General features: G+C 61.1%; 11 protein-coding genes, 2 tRNA genes and 1 pseudogene. 8 read left to right on the top strand and 6 right to left on the bottom strand.

All coding sequences use genetic code 11. From position 1 onward, the window contains the following. Nucleotides 1–80: 80 nt before the first annotated feature. The gene (locus G452_RS0113635; protein WP_022662815.1) at nt 81–1,241 is read right to left on the bottom strand and encodes a SufB/SufD family protein; all 1,161 of its coding nucleotides are present in this window, start codon (nt 1,239–1,241) and stop codon (nt 81–83) included. Between the two features lie 30 nt (nt 1,242–1,271). Further along, nucleotides 1,272–2,033, bottom strand: coding sequence for an ABC transporter ATP-binding protein (locus G452_RS0113630; RefSeq protein ID WP_022662814.1), 762 nt, complete (start codon nt 2,031–2,033; stop codon nt 1,272–1,274). A 188-nt stretch (nt 2,034–2,221) separates the two neighbouring features. Between G452_RS0113630 and G452_RS0113625 the strand changes: the two genes are divergently transcribed. The 7 genes and pseudogenes from G452_RS0113625 to G452_RS0113595 all read left to right on the top strand — a co-directional run bounded on the left by G452_RS0113625 (nt 2,222) and on the right by G452_RS0113595 (nt 10,003). After that, complete coding sequence (locus G452_RS0113625) at nt 2,222–2,992, top strand: Smr/MutS family protein (RefSeq protein WP_022662813.1); 771 nt, start codon at nt 2,222–2,224, stop codon at nt 2,990–2,992. Between the two features lie 104 nt (nt 2,993–3,096). Beyond that, a tRNA-Pro gene (locus tag G452_RS0113620) sits at nt 3,097–3,173 on the top strand. A 193-nt stretch (nt 3,174–3,366) separates the two neighbouring features. After that, nucleotides 3,367–5,193 (top strand): annotated as a pseudogene (locus G452_RS21970) (PAS domain-containing protein). A 53-nt stretch (nt 5,194–5,246) separates the two neighbouring features. Next, nucleotides 5,247–5,651: a response regulator gene (locus G452_RS21965; RefSeq protein ID WP_407636019.1), complete on the top strand. Its 405-nt coding sequence runs from the start codon at nt 5,247–5,249 to the stop codon at nt 5,649–5,651. Between the two features lie 128 nt (nt 5,652–5,779). Further along, nucleotides 5,780–5,855: transfer RNA gene (locus G452_RS0113605), tRNA-Thr, on the top strand. Nucleotides 5,856–5,976: 121 nt separating this feature from the next. Continuing rightward, nucleotides 5,977–7,008, top strand: coding sequence for an ABC transporter substrate-binding protein (locus tag G452_RS0113600; RefSeq protein ID WP_022662810.1), 1,032 nt, complete (start codon nt 5,977–5,979; stop codon nt 7,006–7,008). Nucleotides 7,009–7,177: 169 nt separating this feature from the next. Next, nucleotides 7,178–10,003 carry an EAL domain-containing protein gene (locus G452_RS0113595; RefSeq protein WP_051142058.1) on the top strand — a complete coding sequence of 942 codons (2,826 nt, stop codon included), beginning with the start codon at nt 7,178–7,180 and terminating at the stop codon, nt 10,001–10,003. Nucleotides 10,004–10,078: 75 nt separating this feature from the next. Here G452_RS0113595 and ilvN read toward each other — a convergent pair whose 3' ends face one another. Both ilvN and ilvB read right to left on the bottom strand, forming a co-directional pair. After that, nucleotides 10,079–10,399 carry an acetolactate synthase small subunit gene (ilvN, locus tag G452_RS0113590; RefSeq protein ID WP_268744045.1) on the bottom strand — a complete coding sequence of 107 codons (321 nt, stop codon included), beginning with the start codon at nt 10,397–10,399 and terminating at the stop codon, nt 10,079–10,081. Next, nucleotides 10,380–12,071: an acetolactate synthase large subunit gene (gene ilvB, locus G452_RS0113585; protein WP_022662808.1), complete on the bottom strand. Its 1,692-nt coding sequence runs from the start codon at nt 12,069–12,071 to the stop codon at nt 10,380–10,382. Before ilvB ends, ilvN begins: the two co-directional genes overlap by 20 nt. 445 nt (nt 12,072–12,516) lie before the next feature. Between ilvB and G452_RS0113580 the strand changes: the two genes are divergently transcribed. Continuing rightward, complete coding sequence (locus G452_RS0113580) at nt 12,517–12,903, top strand: hypothetical protein (protein ID WP_155887726.1); 387 nt, start codon at nt 12,517–12,519, stop codon at nt 12,901–12,903. Nucleotides 12,904–12,936: 33 nt separating this feature from the next. On the opposite strand, the gene G452_RS20755 is transcribed toward G452_RS0113580, so the two are convergent. Both G452_RS20755 and G452_RS0113570 read right to left on the bottom strand, forming a co-directional pair. Further along, nucleotides 12,937–14,001, bottom strand: coding sequence for an FUSC family protein (locus tag G452_RS20755; protein ID WP_022662806.1), 1,065 nt, complete (start codon nt 13,999–14,001; stop codon nt 12,937–12,939). Next, nucleotides 13,998–15,194, bottom strand: coding sequence for an HD domain-containing phosphohydrolase (locus tag G452_RS0113570; protein WP_162141310.1), 1,197 nt, complete (start codon nt 15,192–15,194; stop codon nt 13,998–14,000). Before G452_RS0113570 ends, G452_RS20755 begins: the two co-directional genes overlap by 4 nt. Between the last annotated feature and the right edge of the window lie 275 nt (nt 15,195–15,469).

The following is a 15,469-nucleotide window of genomic DNA, read 5'->3' as shown; positions in this document are numbered from 1 at the left end:
ACACCTCATACACCACTCTTCCCCATGAAAAAAGGCGGTTCCCGAAAGGGAACCGCCTCGTCGCCTTCATGATGCGGAAGCTACATGGCGCCGCTGGCCTGAAGCTCCTCGATCTGCTTGTCCACGGCTCGCGTGAGCACTTCGGGCAGGCCCATGATGTCCGTGTTCAGGAAGCCGCGCACGATGGTGGAGGTGGCCTCGTCCTCGTCCAGGCCGCGCGCCATGAGGTACTCGATCTCCTCCTGGGCGATCTTGCCGACCGACGCCTCGTGGGAAAGCTCCACGCCTTCCAGGGTGCCGTCCAGTTCGGGGATGGCGTAGATGCGGCCGTTGCCCAGGATCAGGCCCTGGCATTCCAGGTGGCCCTTGGCCGGAACGGCGTGCGCGCCGATGTGGCCGCGGTTGATGATCGTGCCGCCGGTGGAGATGGTCCGGGCGATGATCTCGCAGCGGGTGTTCGGAGCTTCCAGGGTGACGCGGTTGCCCATGTCCAGGTAGGAGCCTTCCGGAGCCACGATGACCGAATGGAACCGGGCCAGGGAATGTTCGCCCACGAGCCGGATGGACGGGTACATCTGAAGATCGCGCACGGGCTTGAGCAGCACGTAGTTGTTCAGGAACTTCCCGCCTTCCTTGACGATGCCCGCGGAACGGGGCCGCACCGCGACCTTGTCGCCCCAGTTGTGGACCATGGTGAAGGTCAGGGAGGCGTTCTTTTCCACAAAGAATTCGGAGATGCCGAGGTGCGCGCCGCCCTTGGTGCCGTGGGCGACGGAGCAGCCCGTGATGATGTGGGCCTCGGCTCCCTCCTCGATGATCACGATGTTGTGGACGTTCTGTCCGACCTGCTCGGCCTTGAGCATCAGGCAGGACTGGATGGGCTGGGCGATCTTGGCCCCGGCCTTGACGCGGATGAAGTACCCGCCGTGCAGGTTCTCCGCAGCGGAACGGGTGTACTCGTCCTTGTCCTTGTCCACCAGGGTCCAGAAGTAGTCCTTGAGTCCGTCGTACTTCTTGAGGGCTTCCTTGATGTCCATGATTTCCACGCCCTCGTCGTGCGAGCGGCAGTGAACGGCGGAGTGGTCCATCTGGAGGTAGGAGGCGCTGCGGATCGTCTCGTCCGCCACGACTCCCGCCATCAGCAGCTGGTCCCGGTCCTCCTGGCTGAGGACGCCGAGATTTTCGATGGCCTCTCGCTCCTGGCCGTGGAACTTGAATTCCTTGAGATCAACATTGCTCATGAATATCTCCTCAACCCGCGCGAAGCGGGGTTAATTCAGGCACTTCACGCATTCCTGGTATCCGTATTCCTGGATGTGCTCCAGGATGTCGCGCGGGCGCGCCTCGCAGCAGAGGTGCCCGTTGTAGAGCACCTGGCCGCGGTCGGCGTTGACGTAGTCCAGGATGTATCCGGTATGGGTGATGATCAGACCGGAGGTGCGGCGCTTCTGGGCCTTCTGTTCCTTCATGCTCACGTCGTTGCGGGGCTGCACGTCGCCGTCGAGGATGGAGCGGGCCACCTTGCCCACGAGCTGCATGTTCTCCAGGTCCACGCCGGATTCCGGCTCGTCGAAGAGCACCAGCCGGGGGTTCTGGGCCATGAGCTGGAGCAGTTCGGACCGCTTGATCTCGCCGCCGGAAAAGCCCGCGTTGATGTCGCGTTCCAGGAAATGATCGAAATTGACCTTGCGGGCCATGGCGTCCACGTCCACCTCGCCGTGGCGGGCGCACATCTGCACCAGGTGGCGCGTCTTCAGCCCGTGGATGGTCGGCGGGCGCTGGAAGGACATGCCGATGCCGAGCCGGGCGCGCTCGTAGGTCGGGGCGTAGGTGATGTCCTGCCCCTGGAAGATGATCTTTCCCTTGGTGACGTCATATCCGGAAAAACCCATCAGGGTCATGAGCAGAGATGTCTTGCCGGAACCGTTGGGTCCGAAGAGGATGAATGTTTCCCCTTCGTTTATCTCCAGGTCGATGCCCTTGAGCACCTCCCGCCCTTCGATTTCCACATGCAGATTTTCAATCTTGAGCATCGGATTCCTCACTTATATTGACATTCATCGAGCCGGGTTTATTACTTTACCCGGCACGGCAAGTCCAGCCGCGAACACGGCTCCATCAACAAAGATGCCAACGCGGGCAGGAAAGTCAAGAGGCGACCCGCCCGAGAATCATCTCTCTCCGCCAAGTTTTATCAGCACCCTCGCACAGGAGCAGAACAATGGCCAAAAAGAAAATCAACTCCTTGGAGGGGCTCAAGGAACTGAAGTTCGGCAAGGAAGACAAGAAGCAGCCCAAGCATCAACGCGCCCTGCAGAAGGTCCGCGAGCGGCTGGGATTGTCCGACGATGCGGAAACGTCCGGCAAAGCCCCCGCAGAGGAGGCCCCGGTCCAGCAACAGGACGAGGAGAATCTTTTTTTCAGCGCCATGCAGGGCGTGGATCCCCTTCAGGAAAACGCAGGCAGACAGATCGCCCCGCTGCCCAAGCCTCCGGAGCCTCCGGCGTCCTCTCTCGACGAGGAGGCCAGGAATTACCTCGATCAGTTCGTGCGCGGCGAGGTGGACTTCGAGCTGGAATTCACCGAGGAGTATCTCTACGGCTTCGTGCGCGGGCTCGACTCCAAGACCTTCAACCAGCTCAAGGCAGGCACCCTGAGCACCGAGGGGCACCTCGACCTGCACGGCATGAACGCCGAGCAGGCCTATGAAGCCATGCTCTTCTTCCTCAAGGAGTCCTATCTCCAGGGACGGCGCTGCGTGCTGCTGGTCACGGGCCGGGGAATCAACTCTCCCGGCGGGCAGAGCGTCCTGCGCCGCTCCATGCAGACCTGGCTGACCCGCGAACCGCTCAAGCGCGTGGTGCTGGCCTTCTGCACGGCCCGGGCCGCGGACGGCGGCGCAGGAGCCATCTATGTGCTGCTCCGCAAGCAGAAGAAGTCCCAGGGCAAGGTTCAGTGGGATCGGAACAACTCTTTCGACGAGCCGGTCTGACCCGAAACCGCTGGAACGGGGGACGTCCTTCCGGAAATATGAAAAAACTTCCGGGAAATCGTTGACAACCATCCGGCCCGCAGGTAGTACACCCTTCGCTTCGACGGGATGTAGCGCAGTCTGGGAGCGCACCTGAATGGGGTTCAGGGGGTCGGAGGTTCAAATCCTCTCATCCCGACCACGAAGAAGATCAAGGGCTGATCGGCATCACGCTGACCAGCCCTTTTTCATTGCCCTCCCCTCATCCTCCGGCGTCCCCGTCGGCACCCTTTCCTTCAAAGCCAACGGCCGCTTCCGCTCTCGTCTTTCCAATCTCCCGATAACGCGGTACACTGGTTCCAGTTTCAATAAGCTGTTGAAAACAGGTGCCGTCCATGCCGGAAAAACAATGCGCGAACGAATCGCTCGAAGACGAGCTGAAGGCTGCCAAAGCCCGCCTTCTGGAACTTGAAGCCGCGCTGGCGGATACCCCCCCTCAAGATCCGTCGTCCCCCGCCCCTCCCGACACTGCCGGCAAGCGCGGGGACTACCTGCGCTGCCTGCTCCGTTCCATCCCTGATCTCGTCTGGCTCAAGGATTTGGACGGGGTCTACCTGATGTGCAACTCCTCCTTTGAAAGCTTCTACGGTGCCAGGGAATCCGAGATCGTCGGCAAGACGGACTACGATTTCGTGGATCACGACCTTGCGGACTTTTTCCGCCAGAACGACCGCAAGGCCATGGAATCGGACGCCCCTCGGACGAACGAAGAATGGCTGACCTTTTCGGACACGGGCTACCGCGGCCTTTTCGAAACCGTGAAAAGCCCCATGCGCGACACGCAGGGCAACCTGATAGGCATCCTCGGCATCGCCCGCGACATCACGGATCGCAAGCGGGCGGAGGAAGCCCTGGAACAGCGCATGGTCTCGCTGACCCTGCCGCTGGACAACGCCGAGGGCATCACATTCGAAGAATTGTTCAACATGGCGGACATCCAGCGACTCCAGGACGAATTCGCCGAAGCCATGGGAGTTGCTTCCCTGATTACCCGCCCGGACGGCAACCCATCACCAAGCCCAGCGGCTTCTGCACCTTCTGCCATCTGATCCGATCCACGGGGAAGGGCCTGGAGAACTGCTTCAAATCCGACGCCGAGATCGGTCGGTATTCCAAAAATGGTCCCAGGGCGCGCCCCTGCCTGAGCGGAGGGCTTTGGGACGCGGGCGCAGGCATCACCGTCGGAGGCAGACACATCGCCAGCTGGCTCGTAGGCCAAGTCCGGGACTCGAATCAGAGCGAGGCTTCCATCCGCAAGTACGCCCGTGAGATCGGAGCGGACGAGGAAGCCGTGGTGCAAGCCTTTCAAGATGTTCCGGCCATGTCCGAGGAAAAGTTCTCCATGGTGGCGCAGGTGCTTTTCACCCTGGCCAACCAGCTTTCCGAGACCGCCTACCAGAACGTGCAGCAGGCCCGCTTCATCTACGAGCGCCAGCAAGTGGAAAAAATGCTCATCGAGATGAAGGACAAGGCCGAAGCCGCCAACAAATCCAAATCGGAATTCCTGGCCAATATGAGCCATGAGATCCGGACTCCGCTGAACGGGGTGCTCGGAATGCTCCACCTGCTCAAGGAAACCAGCCCCACGAGCGAGCAACGGCACCTCCTCGACGCGGCCATGACCTCGGCCAAACGACTGACGCGGCTGCTCTCGGACATTCTCGACCTTTCCAAGGTCGAGGCGGGCAAGTTGCAGCTCGTGGATTCGCGCTTCAGCATCTCCAGTCTCAGAGATTCGATCCTGGATCTTTTCCAGTTCCCGGCCAGGGAAAACCATAACGAGCTGGATTTCCCGCTCCCGCAGGAGCTCCCGGAAACACTCGTAGGCGACGAAACCCGCTTGCGGCAGATTCTGTTCAATCTCGTCGGCAACGCCGTGAAATTCACGCAATCCGGGCGGGTCTCGATCGAGGTCGATGCGCTCGCACGCAGACCGGATTCCCGCGTGCAAATCCTCTTCACGGTCAGGGACACCGGCATAGGCATCACGGACGAACAATTGCAGCTCATTTTCGAGCCCTTTGTCCAGGCGGACGGCTCCCACACGAGAAGATTTCAAGGCGCCGGGCTGGGCTTGCCCATCGTCCGAAAGCTGGTGCAACTCATGGACGGCGAACTGGCCATCGACAACACCGAAGGTTCGGGAACCACCGCCTATCTGAGCCTGCCTTTCGGCATCGCGCACGAAGACATCGCGGATATTCCCAAACTCGACATGCGGAATCAACCTGACGGCCGCAAGTTTCGCGTGCTCATCGCCGAGGACGACCAGGTCAGCATGCTCTACGGCAAAAAGACCCTGCAACGGCTCGGCCACGAGGTCAGCACGGCGTCCAACGGCAAGGAAGCGCTCCAGCGCCTGGCCGAAAAAGACTTCGACCTGGTGCTCATGGACATTCAGATGCCGGTCATGAACGGAATGGAAGCGGCCGCTGCCATCCGCACTTCTGAAGAAATCGGCTCCAACGCCCGCATCCCGATCATTGCCATGACCGCCTACGCCATGACCGGAGACAAGGAATCATTCCTCTCCGCGGGGATGAACGGCTACATCGCCAAACCCATGGAAGCCTCCGAACTCCAGGCCGCTCTGGCCAAGGTCATGTCGGCTTCCAACTGAGCATTCCCGCTCCCGACGCCCTCCCCGATCGAGGCGGCAACATGCCGCCGTATTTGGAATTGACACCCTTGCCGGGCCGGTATAAAAGACTTCTCCCGCAACGGCACCAGCCCGAAGCGGACGTCACCGCCTTCATAGCTCAGTAGGTAGAGCGCGTCCTTGGTAAGGACGAGGTCAGCAGTTCAATTCTGCTTGAAGGCTCCAGAAAGCATGGGGACCGCTCGCCGGTCCCCTTTTTCGTTTCCGCCTATTCACCCCGTCGGGGGAACCCACCCCAACCATAGACTCTGTTGACAGAAGAAAAGTGCGCGGGTAACGTTTATGAATGGGAATCCCGATCAGTTCCGTTACAGGTTTCCACAAACCTCTCGCCTACGCGTTACTGCTCTGGGCAGTTCTGCTCTTCACTCCCGTTCCAATGCATGCCGAAACCCGTCACAACGTGCTGCTCATCAACAGCTACCACCAGGACTACATTTGGGTGCGGCGCCATAACGAGGCCTTGCGGCGCGGGCTTGCTCCGAACGTGGATCTGACCGTATTCGACATGGATACCAGACGGATCCCCGTCGAACAGCATCCTGAACGCATCCGCCTCGCCCTGGAGGCCTTTGCCGAGGTCAAGCCCGAACTTGTCATCCTCAGCGACGACAAAGCCCTCAAGTATCTCGGAGAGACAATCACCTCGCAAGGCACCCCGGTCGTCTACCTGGGAGTCAACGCCAATCCCAGAGAGTATTTTCCAAGCAATACAAAGCTCGCCACCGGGGTTCTGGAACGCCCCCTGCTCAAAAGATCCATCGCCTTCATCAAGGAGGTCATGGGGGACGACTTCAAACGCTGCCTCGTGCTCTTCGACGACAGCAACATTTCGCAGGTCGTATTCCATGAGGTGTTCAACGACAAAAACGAACATACGATTCTCGGCGTGCAGACGGACTTTCTTCTGACGAACGACTGGAACAGGTGGATCGAATCCGCCTCCAACGCCAAAAGCAACGGATACGACGCCGTCATTACGGGTATTTGTTACACCTTGCGAGAGAAGGACGGCGCAATTCTCGACGGCGACGAAGTAATACGCCGGACCGCGGCAGCCTGCGAGGTGCCGAATTTTGGTTTTTGGGAAAACAGCATCGGACCAAAGGGAGCGATTGGGGGACTCGTTTTCACTGCGGCACCCCAGGGGAGCTTGGCCGCCTCCATCGTCATGCGCATTCTGAACGGGACACCCGTCGCCTCAATTCCGCCCTGCACAGCCGAACATGGCGTATTTCTCTTCAGTCGATCAGGGCTCGACAAATGGGGCTTGAAGCTGACAAAACGCATCGCGGAAGAAGCCCGGTTTACAGATTGATATCCCTTTTATACCCCCCTATTCTCAGACCTTCGACGGATTGCGCGAACGGTTCCATGTGGAGTATCAGTCGGAGCAGGCTCGCGCCTCAGAGTCGGAGTTCGTCCCAAAAACAAGCTGGCGATCGCACCTTACCGAATAAATGATCAGATTAATTAAAAATCTCCCCATGCGGGCAAAACTCGGCATCGTGGTCGCCATCCTCATGCTGGCCTTCGCTGTGGGACTCGGCGTCCAATACGAAATCATGCGTTCCAACGTCGTGCAGGAAATCGACAATGAACTCCGCAGCTCCACGACCCTGGTTACGGGCATGGTGGAAGCCGCGGCCGACGCATCCATCCGCAACTACCTCCGGGCCGTGGCCGAATCGAACCTCCAGACGCTCACCCGCCTGCACGAACGCGAACTCCAGGGAGAATTGACGGAGCAGCAAGCCAAGCAGGACGCAAGGCGCATCCTCGTCGGCCAGCACATCGCCGATACGGGCTACATCTATTGCGTCAACTCCAATGGGCTCGTAACCGTGCACCCGAAACCGGGAGTGCAGGGTACGAACGTATCCGACGCCGAGTTCGTGCAGCGGCAGATGCAGCGCAAGGAAGGATATCTCGAATACAAGTGGAAGAACCCGGACGACCCGACTCCCCGGGACAAGGTTCTCTACATGGTCTATTTCGCGCCCTGGGACTGGATCATTTCCGTCACCTCCTACAAGAGCGAATTCGTCAAGCTCATCTCCGTGGAAGACTTCCGCGAGCGCATCGAATCCATCAAGCTGGGCGACAGCGGGTACGCCTTTGTCCTTGCCGAAAACGGAGACATCATCATCCACCCCTTCCTCAGCGGCAACATCTTCAACCTCGAGGACGCCAGCAAAGGGGAACTCTCCGCAGGCTTCCGGGCCAGCAACAGCGGAAAGCTGACCTACCTGTGGCAAAATCCAGGCGAAGAGGAACCCAGGGAGAAGGTGGTGATTTTCAACCGCATCCCCAGATACGGCTGGATCGTGGGCAGCTCCGGCTATCTCGACGAGTTCTACGCCCCGGTGAACCGCATCCGCACCCTGCTTTTCGTATCGCTCGCGGTCGCGCTGCTGCTTTCCCTGCCTCTTGTCCTGATCCTGAGCCGATCCATAACCCAGCCGCTCTCCCAATTGATAACCGCCCTGGCAACCTGCAACGCCGAAGAAGGGCGCATGGTCCGGGTCTCCTGGGACAGCAAGGACGAGATCGGAACGCTCGCCAAGCACTTCAACAGCTTCATGGATCGCATCGAGGCCGCCGCCCAGGAACTGAGCGCCGAGGTTCAGGAACGCAAAAACGCCGAAGAGCAATTGCTGCTCTTCAAGAAAATCTATGAGAACGCCATCGAAGGCATCTCCCTGACCACCCCGGACGGCGTCATCGTGGCGGTCAACCCGGCCTTCACGCACATCACGGGATATGAAGAACAGGAAGTGCTCGGCCATAAGCCCAGCGTGCTCAAATCCGATCGGCACGACCAATCCTTCTACGCACGCATGTGGGACAACCTTGAAAAGGAAGGCGCGTGGTCCGGAGAAGTGTGGAATCGGCGCAAGAACGGCGAAATATATCCGGAATGGCTGAGTCTCAACAGCATTCGCGACTCCGCTGGAGAAGTGACGCACTACATGGCCGTCTTCCACGACATTTCGGCCATGAAGATGCAGGAAGACCAGATCCGCTTCCTGGCCTACCACGACGCCCTGACCAGCCTGCCCAACCGCTCCCTGCTCATGGACCGGGTGGAAGTGGCCATCACCCATTGCAAGCGGCAGAACTCCCGTCTGGCCATCCTGTTCATCGATCTGGACAACTTCAAGAACGTCAACGACAGCCTCGGCCACGCCCTGGGCGACACCATGCTCGTGGAATTCGTGCGCCGCGTGCAGCAGGTGGTGCGCGACACGGACACTCTCGCCCGGCTCGGCGGCGATGAATTCGTGATCATGGCCCAGGACATTTCCAGCGAATCCTCAGTGATCTATCTGGCCGAGAGAATCATGTCCTGCCTGGAAACGCCCTTCAACCTCGAAGGCCGGGAATTCTACGCCACGGCAAGCATGGGCATCACCATCTTCCCCCATGACGGCTCCACCCCGGGAGAGCTGATCAAGAACGCCGACCTGGCCATGTATTGGGCCAAGGACGCCGGGAAAAACCGCTACCATCTCTACACGGGCGAGATGAACGAGCAGGTGACGCGACGGCTTCAGCTGGAGGCCGATCTCCGGCGCGCCATGGAGCGCGACGAAATCACCGTCTACTTCCAGCCCCGCATCGCGCTTCCGGACGAAAGCTGCGCCGGAGTCGAAGCCCTGGCGCGCTGGGTTCTGCCGAGCGGCGAAGTCATCCCCCCATCGGAGTTCATTCCCCTGGCCGAGGAAACCGGATTGATCGTTCCGCTTGGGCTGACCATCCTCGAGAAGGCCCTGCGAGCGGTTATGGAACTCCATTCCCAGGGCAGGCGTCTGGATCTATCCGTAAACCTTTCGCCCAAGCAGTTCATGCAGGCGGACCTGTTGGATCAGGTCGAAGCCATTCTCCAGCGGACGGGCTACCCGGCCCAATATCTGGAATTCGAGATCACCGAGACCGTGATCATGAAACACCTCGAAACCTCCCTGGGCAACCTGCACCGCCTTTCCCGACGCGGGATCCGTCTGGCCATCGACGATTTCGGCACGGGCTATTCCTCGCTCTACTATCTCAAGCGGCTGCCCATCGACGTGCTCAAGATCGACCGTTCCTTCATCCAGGACATCACGGTGGATCCGAACGACGCCAAGCTCGTGGAGACCATCATCCTCCTGGCCAAGAACTTCGGACTGACCCTGGTGGCCGAAGGCGTTGAAGACAAGGAGCAGCTGCAATTCCTGGAGCGCCTCGGCTGCGACCAGATCCAGGGCTATTATTTCAGCAAGCCCCTGACCTTTGACGACCTGCGCGGCTACCTCGGGCTGCCCGCCTGAAGCTCCCTGTCCGGCGCGGCGTCCGCTCCTCCCGCTTCGCTGCGGTCTTGCGGGCGCCGCGCCGACAAGCCGGACTCAAGACCTGAAATACGGCTCCAAACCGCCGAACACGGGGTGGCCGCCTTCGTGGCGGCGAACCTCGATGACGTCGTGCAGCTTCTCCACCTGCTTGACCACCTGATCCAGCCTCTCATCCTCGTTGACCATCAGCCAGGCGCGGCTGCTGCTCCCGTCTCCCGTGGGCATGCAGGCGATCCCTTCGACATTGTAGGCGCGGCGGGCGAACAACCCGCAAATGTGCGTCATCACGCCCGGATGGTTCCGCACCGCCAGTTCGAGCACGGCGCAACATTTGCCGCCGTCGGAAGACATTGTCTCATGCGCAGGCATCGGCATATTCCTCTCCTTTGAGCATTTCCTTGTTCGCCGCGCCCGGAGGCACGATGGGATAGACGTTCTGGGCGGCGTCCACCGTGGCGTGAATCAGACAGGGACCGGGATGGTCAAAGGCCCGCGCCATTTCTGCGGCGGGATCGGCGCTCGTGTCCAGGTTCACCGCCCGCATTCCGAATCCTTCGGCGATGCGCACGAAATCCACGCAACAGCCGTAGCTGGAGGCGAAAAGATTCCCCTCGTAGAACAACTCCTGCTGCTGCCGCACCAATCCGAGCGCGTTGTTGTTCATCAGCACGATCTTCACGTTGGCGTGCTGCTCCACGGCAGTGGCCATTTCCTGAATGTTCATGAGCAGACTGCCGTCACCGCTGAAACAGATCACGGGCAAATCGGGCCGGGCCATGGAAGCGCCGATGGCGGCGGGCAGGCCGAAGCCCATGGTCCCCAGGCCGCCGGAAGTCAGCCAGCGGCGGGGGGTGCGAAACGGATATGCCTGGGCCGTGCGCATCTGGTGCTGGCCCACGTCCGTGGCCACCACGGCCTCCGGTCCGGCCAGCCGGGCGGCCTCGAAGATCAGACCGTAAGCGGAGCGAACTTCCTTGGCGTCGCCCAGACGCATGGGCTGCTCCTGCTTGAGCGCCTGCACCCGATCCAGCCATTCCTGATTCGGACGATCCTCCACAAGGGGCAGGAGTCCCTGGAGCGCCTGCCCCACATCCCCCACAAGAGCTTGCTGCGCCGGACGAATCTTGCCAAGCTCGGCAGGATCGATGTCCATGTGCACGACCTTGGCTCCGGGACAGAACTGCTCGACCTTGCCCGTGGCGCGGTCGTCGAAGCGCACGCCGGCCGCGATGAGCAGGTCGCACTCCTCCAGCGCCAGATTGGCGCAGGGAGCGGCGTGCATGCCGAGCATGCCCAGGGACAGCGGGTGGTCGGAAGGAATTGCCCCCAGCCCCATCAGCGTCATGACCGTGGGTATTCCGCCTTTCTCCGCAAACGCGCGCGCCGCTCCGGCTGCCCCGGCCTGAATCACTCCTCCGCCGAGATAGAGCATGGGCCGTTTTGAGGAATTGATCATCTCCGCGGCACGGATCAGATCCCCGGCGGGCATGTCGCGCGGGGTCGCGGGGAGTCCGGGTTCGGGCCAGCTCGCAAAAGCGACTTCAGCGCACTGCACGTCCTTGGGAACGTCCACGAGCACGGGGCCGGGCCGTCCGGAAGCCGCGATGCGGAACGCTTCGGGAATCACCGTCAACAACTCCTCGACGGAGCGGACCAGAAAATTGTGCTTGGTGGCCGGGATGCTCATGCCGTAGATGTCCACCTCCTGAAAGGCGTCCGTCCCGATCATGGAGCGGGGAACCTGCCCTGTTATGCAGATCACGGGGACCGAGTCGAGCTTGGCGTCGGCCAGGGCCGTGAGCGTGTTGGTCGCGCCAGGGCCGGAAGTGGCGAAAAACACCTGGGGCTTGCCTGTGACGCGGGCCATGCCCTGGGCCATGAACCCCGCGCCCTGTTCGTGCCTCGCCAGGACATGGCGAATCACGGGACTGCGTGAAAGCGCGTCGTAGAGCGGCAGATTGGCCCCGCCGGGAATGCCGGGAATGGTCTGAATGCCCTGTCGTTCCAACAGGCGGATGAGGACTTCCGCGCCGGTCATGCGAAACATGTTCGCCTCCTTGGGTTGCCCCTGGGTGCGCTGGCCGGCTGGGATGGATTGCGCTTCGCGCTCATGAAAAATCCCCTGCCGGCTCGCGCCGGCAGGGGATTGTGGGTACAATGATTCTTACGATCCCGCTACGACGCGACAGCCTCGACTACGCGTACTACTACGCCGAGAACGGCGGAGATCGAAAGTAGCATGGTCAGTCTGTCGCGATGCATGATCCTGAATCCTTTGCTGAAGGTCGTTGCGAAAAAATTATGCCCATGCCTCGGCCTTGTCAACATGAAATCCGATTTTAAAGGCTCATGCGACCGATCAGTGATTTTTTCGTTCGATGAACGTCACAAAAGCGGAAAAGTCTGTTTTTTCCTGGACGAGACATTTCCACCTTCCTTATAATGACCCATTAACGAATCATTTTCGGGAGAAATTGGAAAACATGACTCGAATGCGGTTACTGCTGCTTCTTATGATTGCCCTTTCCGCCGCTGCCCAGCCTTGCGCCGCCCAGGAGCCCGCCGCCCTGCCCGTCGGCAAATACGACGTGATCGGCTGGAATCCGGACGAATCGACCCCGATGCCCTCCTATTCCGGCAATGCCACGATCTGGCGAGTCGGGAAAACCTACCTCTTTGAGGCGGACATGGACGGAGAGCGCTACACGGGAGTGGGCCTCTTCGACGAGACCAGCAAGACCCTCGCGCTCCAGTTCAACGGCACCGACGGAAACGGACTGACCCTGCTCCGCTTCACGGACGGCAAGTTCGAAGGCAATTGGGTCTTCGGAGAGAGGCCGTCCCTGGTCGGCCGGGAGATATGGACGCGGCGCGAATGATCGGCCCATAGGGCATCGGCCTTTTCTGGCGCTTCAGCGGGCGGACCGCTCCAGCACTTCGCGCAGCAGGATCAATTCCTTGGCCAAGGCCTTGAGGTGCTCGAACAGCGAATAGAGATTCGCCACGGCGTCCAGCGGGTATCCCTTCGGCGCGCCGTGATCCCGCAATTCCTGCAAATGTTCCTCGACTCGGTGCAGATATGGACGGATATCGGGGGCGCGGCCGGTTTCGGGCCTGCCGGAGAGATCCCCGGCAATATGGTCCAGCGTGTCGTTCATGGCTTTTGCCAACGCTTCCAGGTCGTCGCGTACCTCTTGATGATACCCGCCTGACGGCAAGGCCCTCGTCAGTCGGTCCAGTGCCCGCGCGTGCCCCACGAGCCGGTCCACGGCGTCCACAAAACGTGCGAGCAGCATGGCTCTGCGTCCGGTGAACGGGGACGCCTCGCGCCGGGCCTTGTCCAGCAGCTCTCTATTCCCTCGCGTCAAGGCCAGCAGCCCGTCCAGCTTCTTGCGCTCCACGGCCGGACCGCCGACAAGCAGATGCTCCAGTGCCGTGCGGTAGAGCGAAGCCGCTTCCAGCAATTGCAACGCAAGCTCGTTGCGCAGAATTCCCACGGCGTGCGCGGGCCAGAGAAGTCCGGAAACCAGCACTGCGGAAAAAACGCCCACCGCTATTTCCAGGAATCGGTCCGTGCCTACGGCCAGTGGAGTATGATGCGCCGAAGTGCCGAGAACGACGATGCAGACCGTGATGCCCGCGATGCGGAAGCTTTCCCGCAGCCCCGGCACGCTGGAGCAGGTCAGGATGACGACGAACAACCCCGCGGCCAGAAGGGCCGGAGAGGGGGGAGACATCCAGAGACAGGCGATGCCCACGCCCGCGCCGATGAAGGTTCCGGTCAGCCGCCAGAGCCCGGCCCGGATGGAGCCGCCGAGGTCGGCCTGCATGACGATGACTGCGGAGATGGCCGCCCAATAGCCATATTCCAGACCGATCCAGCTGGACACGAACAGCGAGAGATATGCGGCCAGCGCCGTCTTGAAGGCGTGGCGAAACATCTGCGGCTTGGGGAGCAGTTTCTCCAGGGCGATCACGCCGCCTCCTTGCCCGCTCCGAACGCGGCGAACAACCGCGCGGCCTCGAACTGGGCGTCGTGCCGGATTTCATTGATTTCGTCGAAGTTCTTCCAAAGCATATCCACAACTCCCCTGTCCAGCGCGGAAGCGGCAAGCCCCTCCAGCACGCCCAGAGCGTCGGCACGGTTCATGCCGTTTCTGTACGGCCTGTCTTCCGTCACGGCCGTAAACACGTCGGCGACGGCCACGATGCGGCTGCCCATGGAAAGATCCCATTTCCCCAGCCCGAACGGATAGCCTTTTCCATCCAGCCGTTCATGGTGCTCGCCCGCCCATTTCGCAACGGACTCCAGCCCCTGAAGATCAGCAAGCACCTGGTGGGTGTATAGGGCGTGATCGCGCATGAGTTCCCATTCGCGGTCATCCAGCGCGCCGGGCTTGTCCAAAACCTCGGCAGGCACGGCCAGCTTGCCGAGATCATGAAGGTTTCCCGCAATGTGCATGAAGAGTTGCTCCCTGTCGCCAAATCCGACCAGGCGCGCCAGCGCCACGGCCGTCGCGGCCACGCCGCTGGAATGGGTGGCAGTGAAGCGGCTGCGGAAGTCGATGATCTGGGAAAAGAGCCGCGAAAGATCCAAGACCTCCTCCACCCCCAGCCGCTCCTGCTCCAGCCGCTCCGGCGCGGGGGTGCAAAGCGCCTTGTTCGGCTGTTCCGCCCCCAGCCAGAAAGCGTCGCCGGGACGATGGTCCAGGAAGGCTTCCACGAGCCTGGGGTCGAGCGCCAGCCCGGACTGGGATTGAATGCGCGAGCGGATGTGCTCTATCTGGATGGACAAGGGGGCACCCCGCTCAATGAGCACATCGATGCGGTCCGCCAGCGAGAGGATGTTCGCTTCCGCGGGACTGTCAGGATTCCTGGCGAGCTCCCGGTAAGGGGTATGGTGCAGGCGGACATAGCGGGCCACCCGGCGCAGCCGCTGGTAAGGGCGAAGCAGCCGATACCCCGCTTCGGCATGGGCCATGCCGTCATGTTCGAATTGCAGGGCGTCCAGTCGGCTCTTCAGCGAAAGCGCGCCCGCGTCATGCAGCAGACCGGCGACAAGCAGGTCGCGCTGCACCTCCGCGGACAAGCCCACGTCTCCGGCCAATTGGGCCGCCAAATACCCCACACGCACGTGATGGTTGACCACGGCTCGGCTGATGAGATCCATGGCTCTCGAAAGACAGCGAATGAAATCTATATATGAAACGTCGTTCAGGGACGGCATGATCTGCTCCTGGGCTTCCGCGATTCCGGCGACGGGCGGCGGACGGCTTGCATATCCTCGGCCCGCGCCGTTGTCAAAACACCTTTCCCTGCGCCGCGCCTTGCGTGCACAGACCCCACCCTCCCCGCTGCCCCTTCCGCGGACATCGACAGCGCCGCCGGGGGCGAAATCATCCGCCCAAGATCATGCCGCCCGCTGGACAGGGTCTGCCGTTGCCG

The organism is Paucidesulfovibrio longus DSM 6739, from assembly GCF_000420485.1.
Taxonomy (GTDB): domain Bacteria; phylum Desulfobacterota; class Desulfovibrionia; order Desulfovibrionales; family Desulfovibrionaceae; genus Paucidesulfovibrio; species Paucidesulfovibrio longus.
Note: the sequence above shows the minus strand (reverse complement) of the source record. Positions and strands in the feature narration are given on the sequence as shown.

What these genes read in the sequence shown, in the direction of transcription:
- G452_RS0113635 (WP_022662815.1), bottom strand. Translation starts at nt 1,241, where the DNA reads ATGAGCAATGTTGATCTCAAGGAATTCAAGTTCCACGGCCAGGAGCGA.
- G452_RS0113630 (WP_022662814.1), bottom strand. Translation starts at nt 2,033, where the DNA reads ATGCTCAAGATTGAAAATCTGCATGTGGAAATCGAAGGGCGGGAGGTG.
- G452_RS0113625 (WP_022662813.1), top strand. Translation starts at nt 2,222, where the DNA reads ATGGCCAAAAAGAAAATCAACTCCTTGGAGGGGCTCAAGGAACTGAAG.
- G452_RS21965 (WP_407636019.1), top strand. Translation starts at nt 5,247, where the DNA reads ATGCGGAATCAACCTGACGGCCGCAAGTTTCGCGTGCTCATCGCCGAG.
- G452_RS0113600 (WP_022662810.1), top strand. Translation starts at nt 5,977, where the DNA reads ATGGGAATCCCGATCAGTTCCGTTACAGGTTTCCACAAACCTCTCGCC.
- G452_RS0113595 (WP_051142058.1), top strand. Translation starts at nt 7,178, where the DNA reads ATGCGGGCAAAACTCGGCATCGTGGTCGCCATCCTCATGCTGGCCTTC.
- ilvN (WP_268744045.1), bottom strand. Translation starts at nt 10,399, where the DNA reads ATGCCGATGCCTGCGCATGAGACAATGTCTTCCGACGGCGGCAAATGT.
- ilvB (WP_022662808.1), bottom strand. Translation starts at nt 12,071, where the DNA reads ATGTTTCGCATGACCGGCGCGGAAGTCCTCATCCGCCTGTTGGAACGA.
- G452_RS0113580 (WP_155887726.1), top strand. Translation starts at nt 12,517, where the DNA reads ATGCGGTTACTGCTGCTTCTTATGATTGCCCTTTCCGCCGCTGCCCAG.
- G452_RS0113570 (WP_162141310.1), bottom strand. Translation starts at nt 15,194, where the DNA reads ATGGATCTCATCAGCCGAGCCGTGGTCAACCATCACGTGCGTGTGGGG.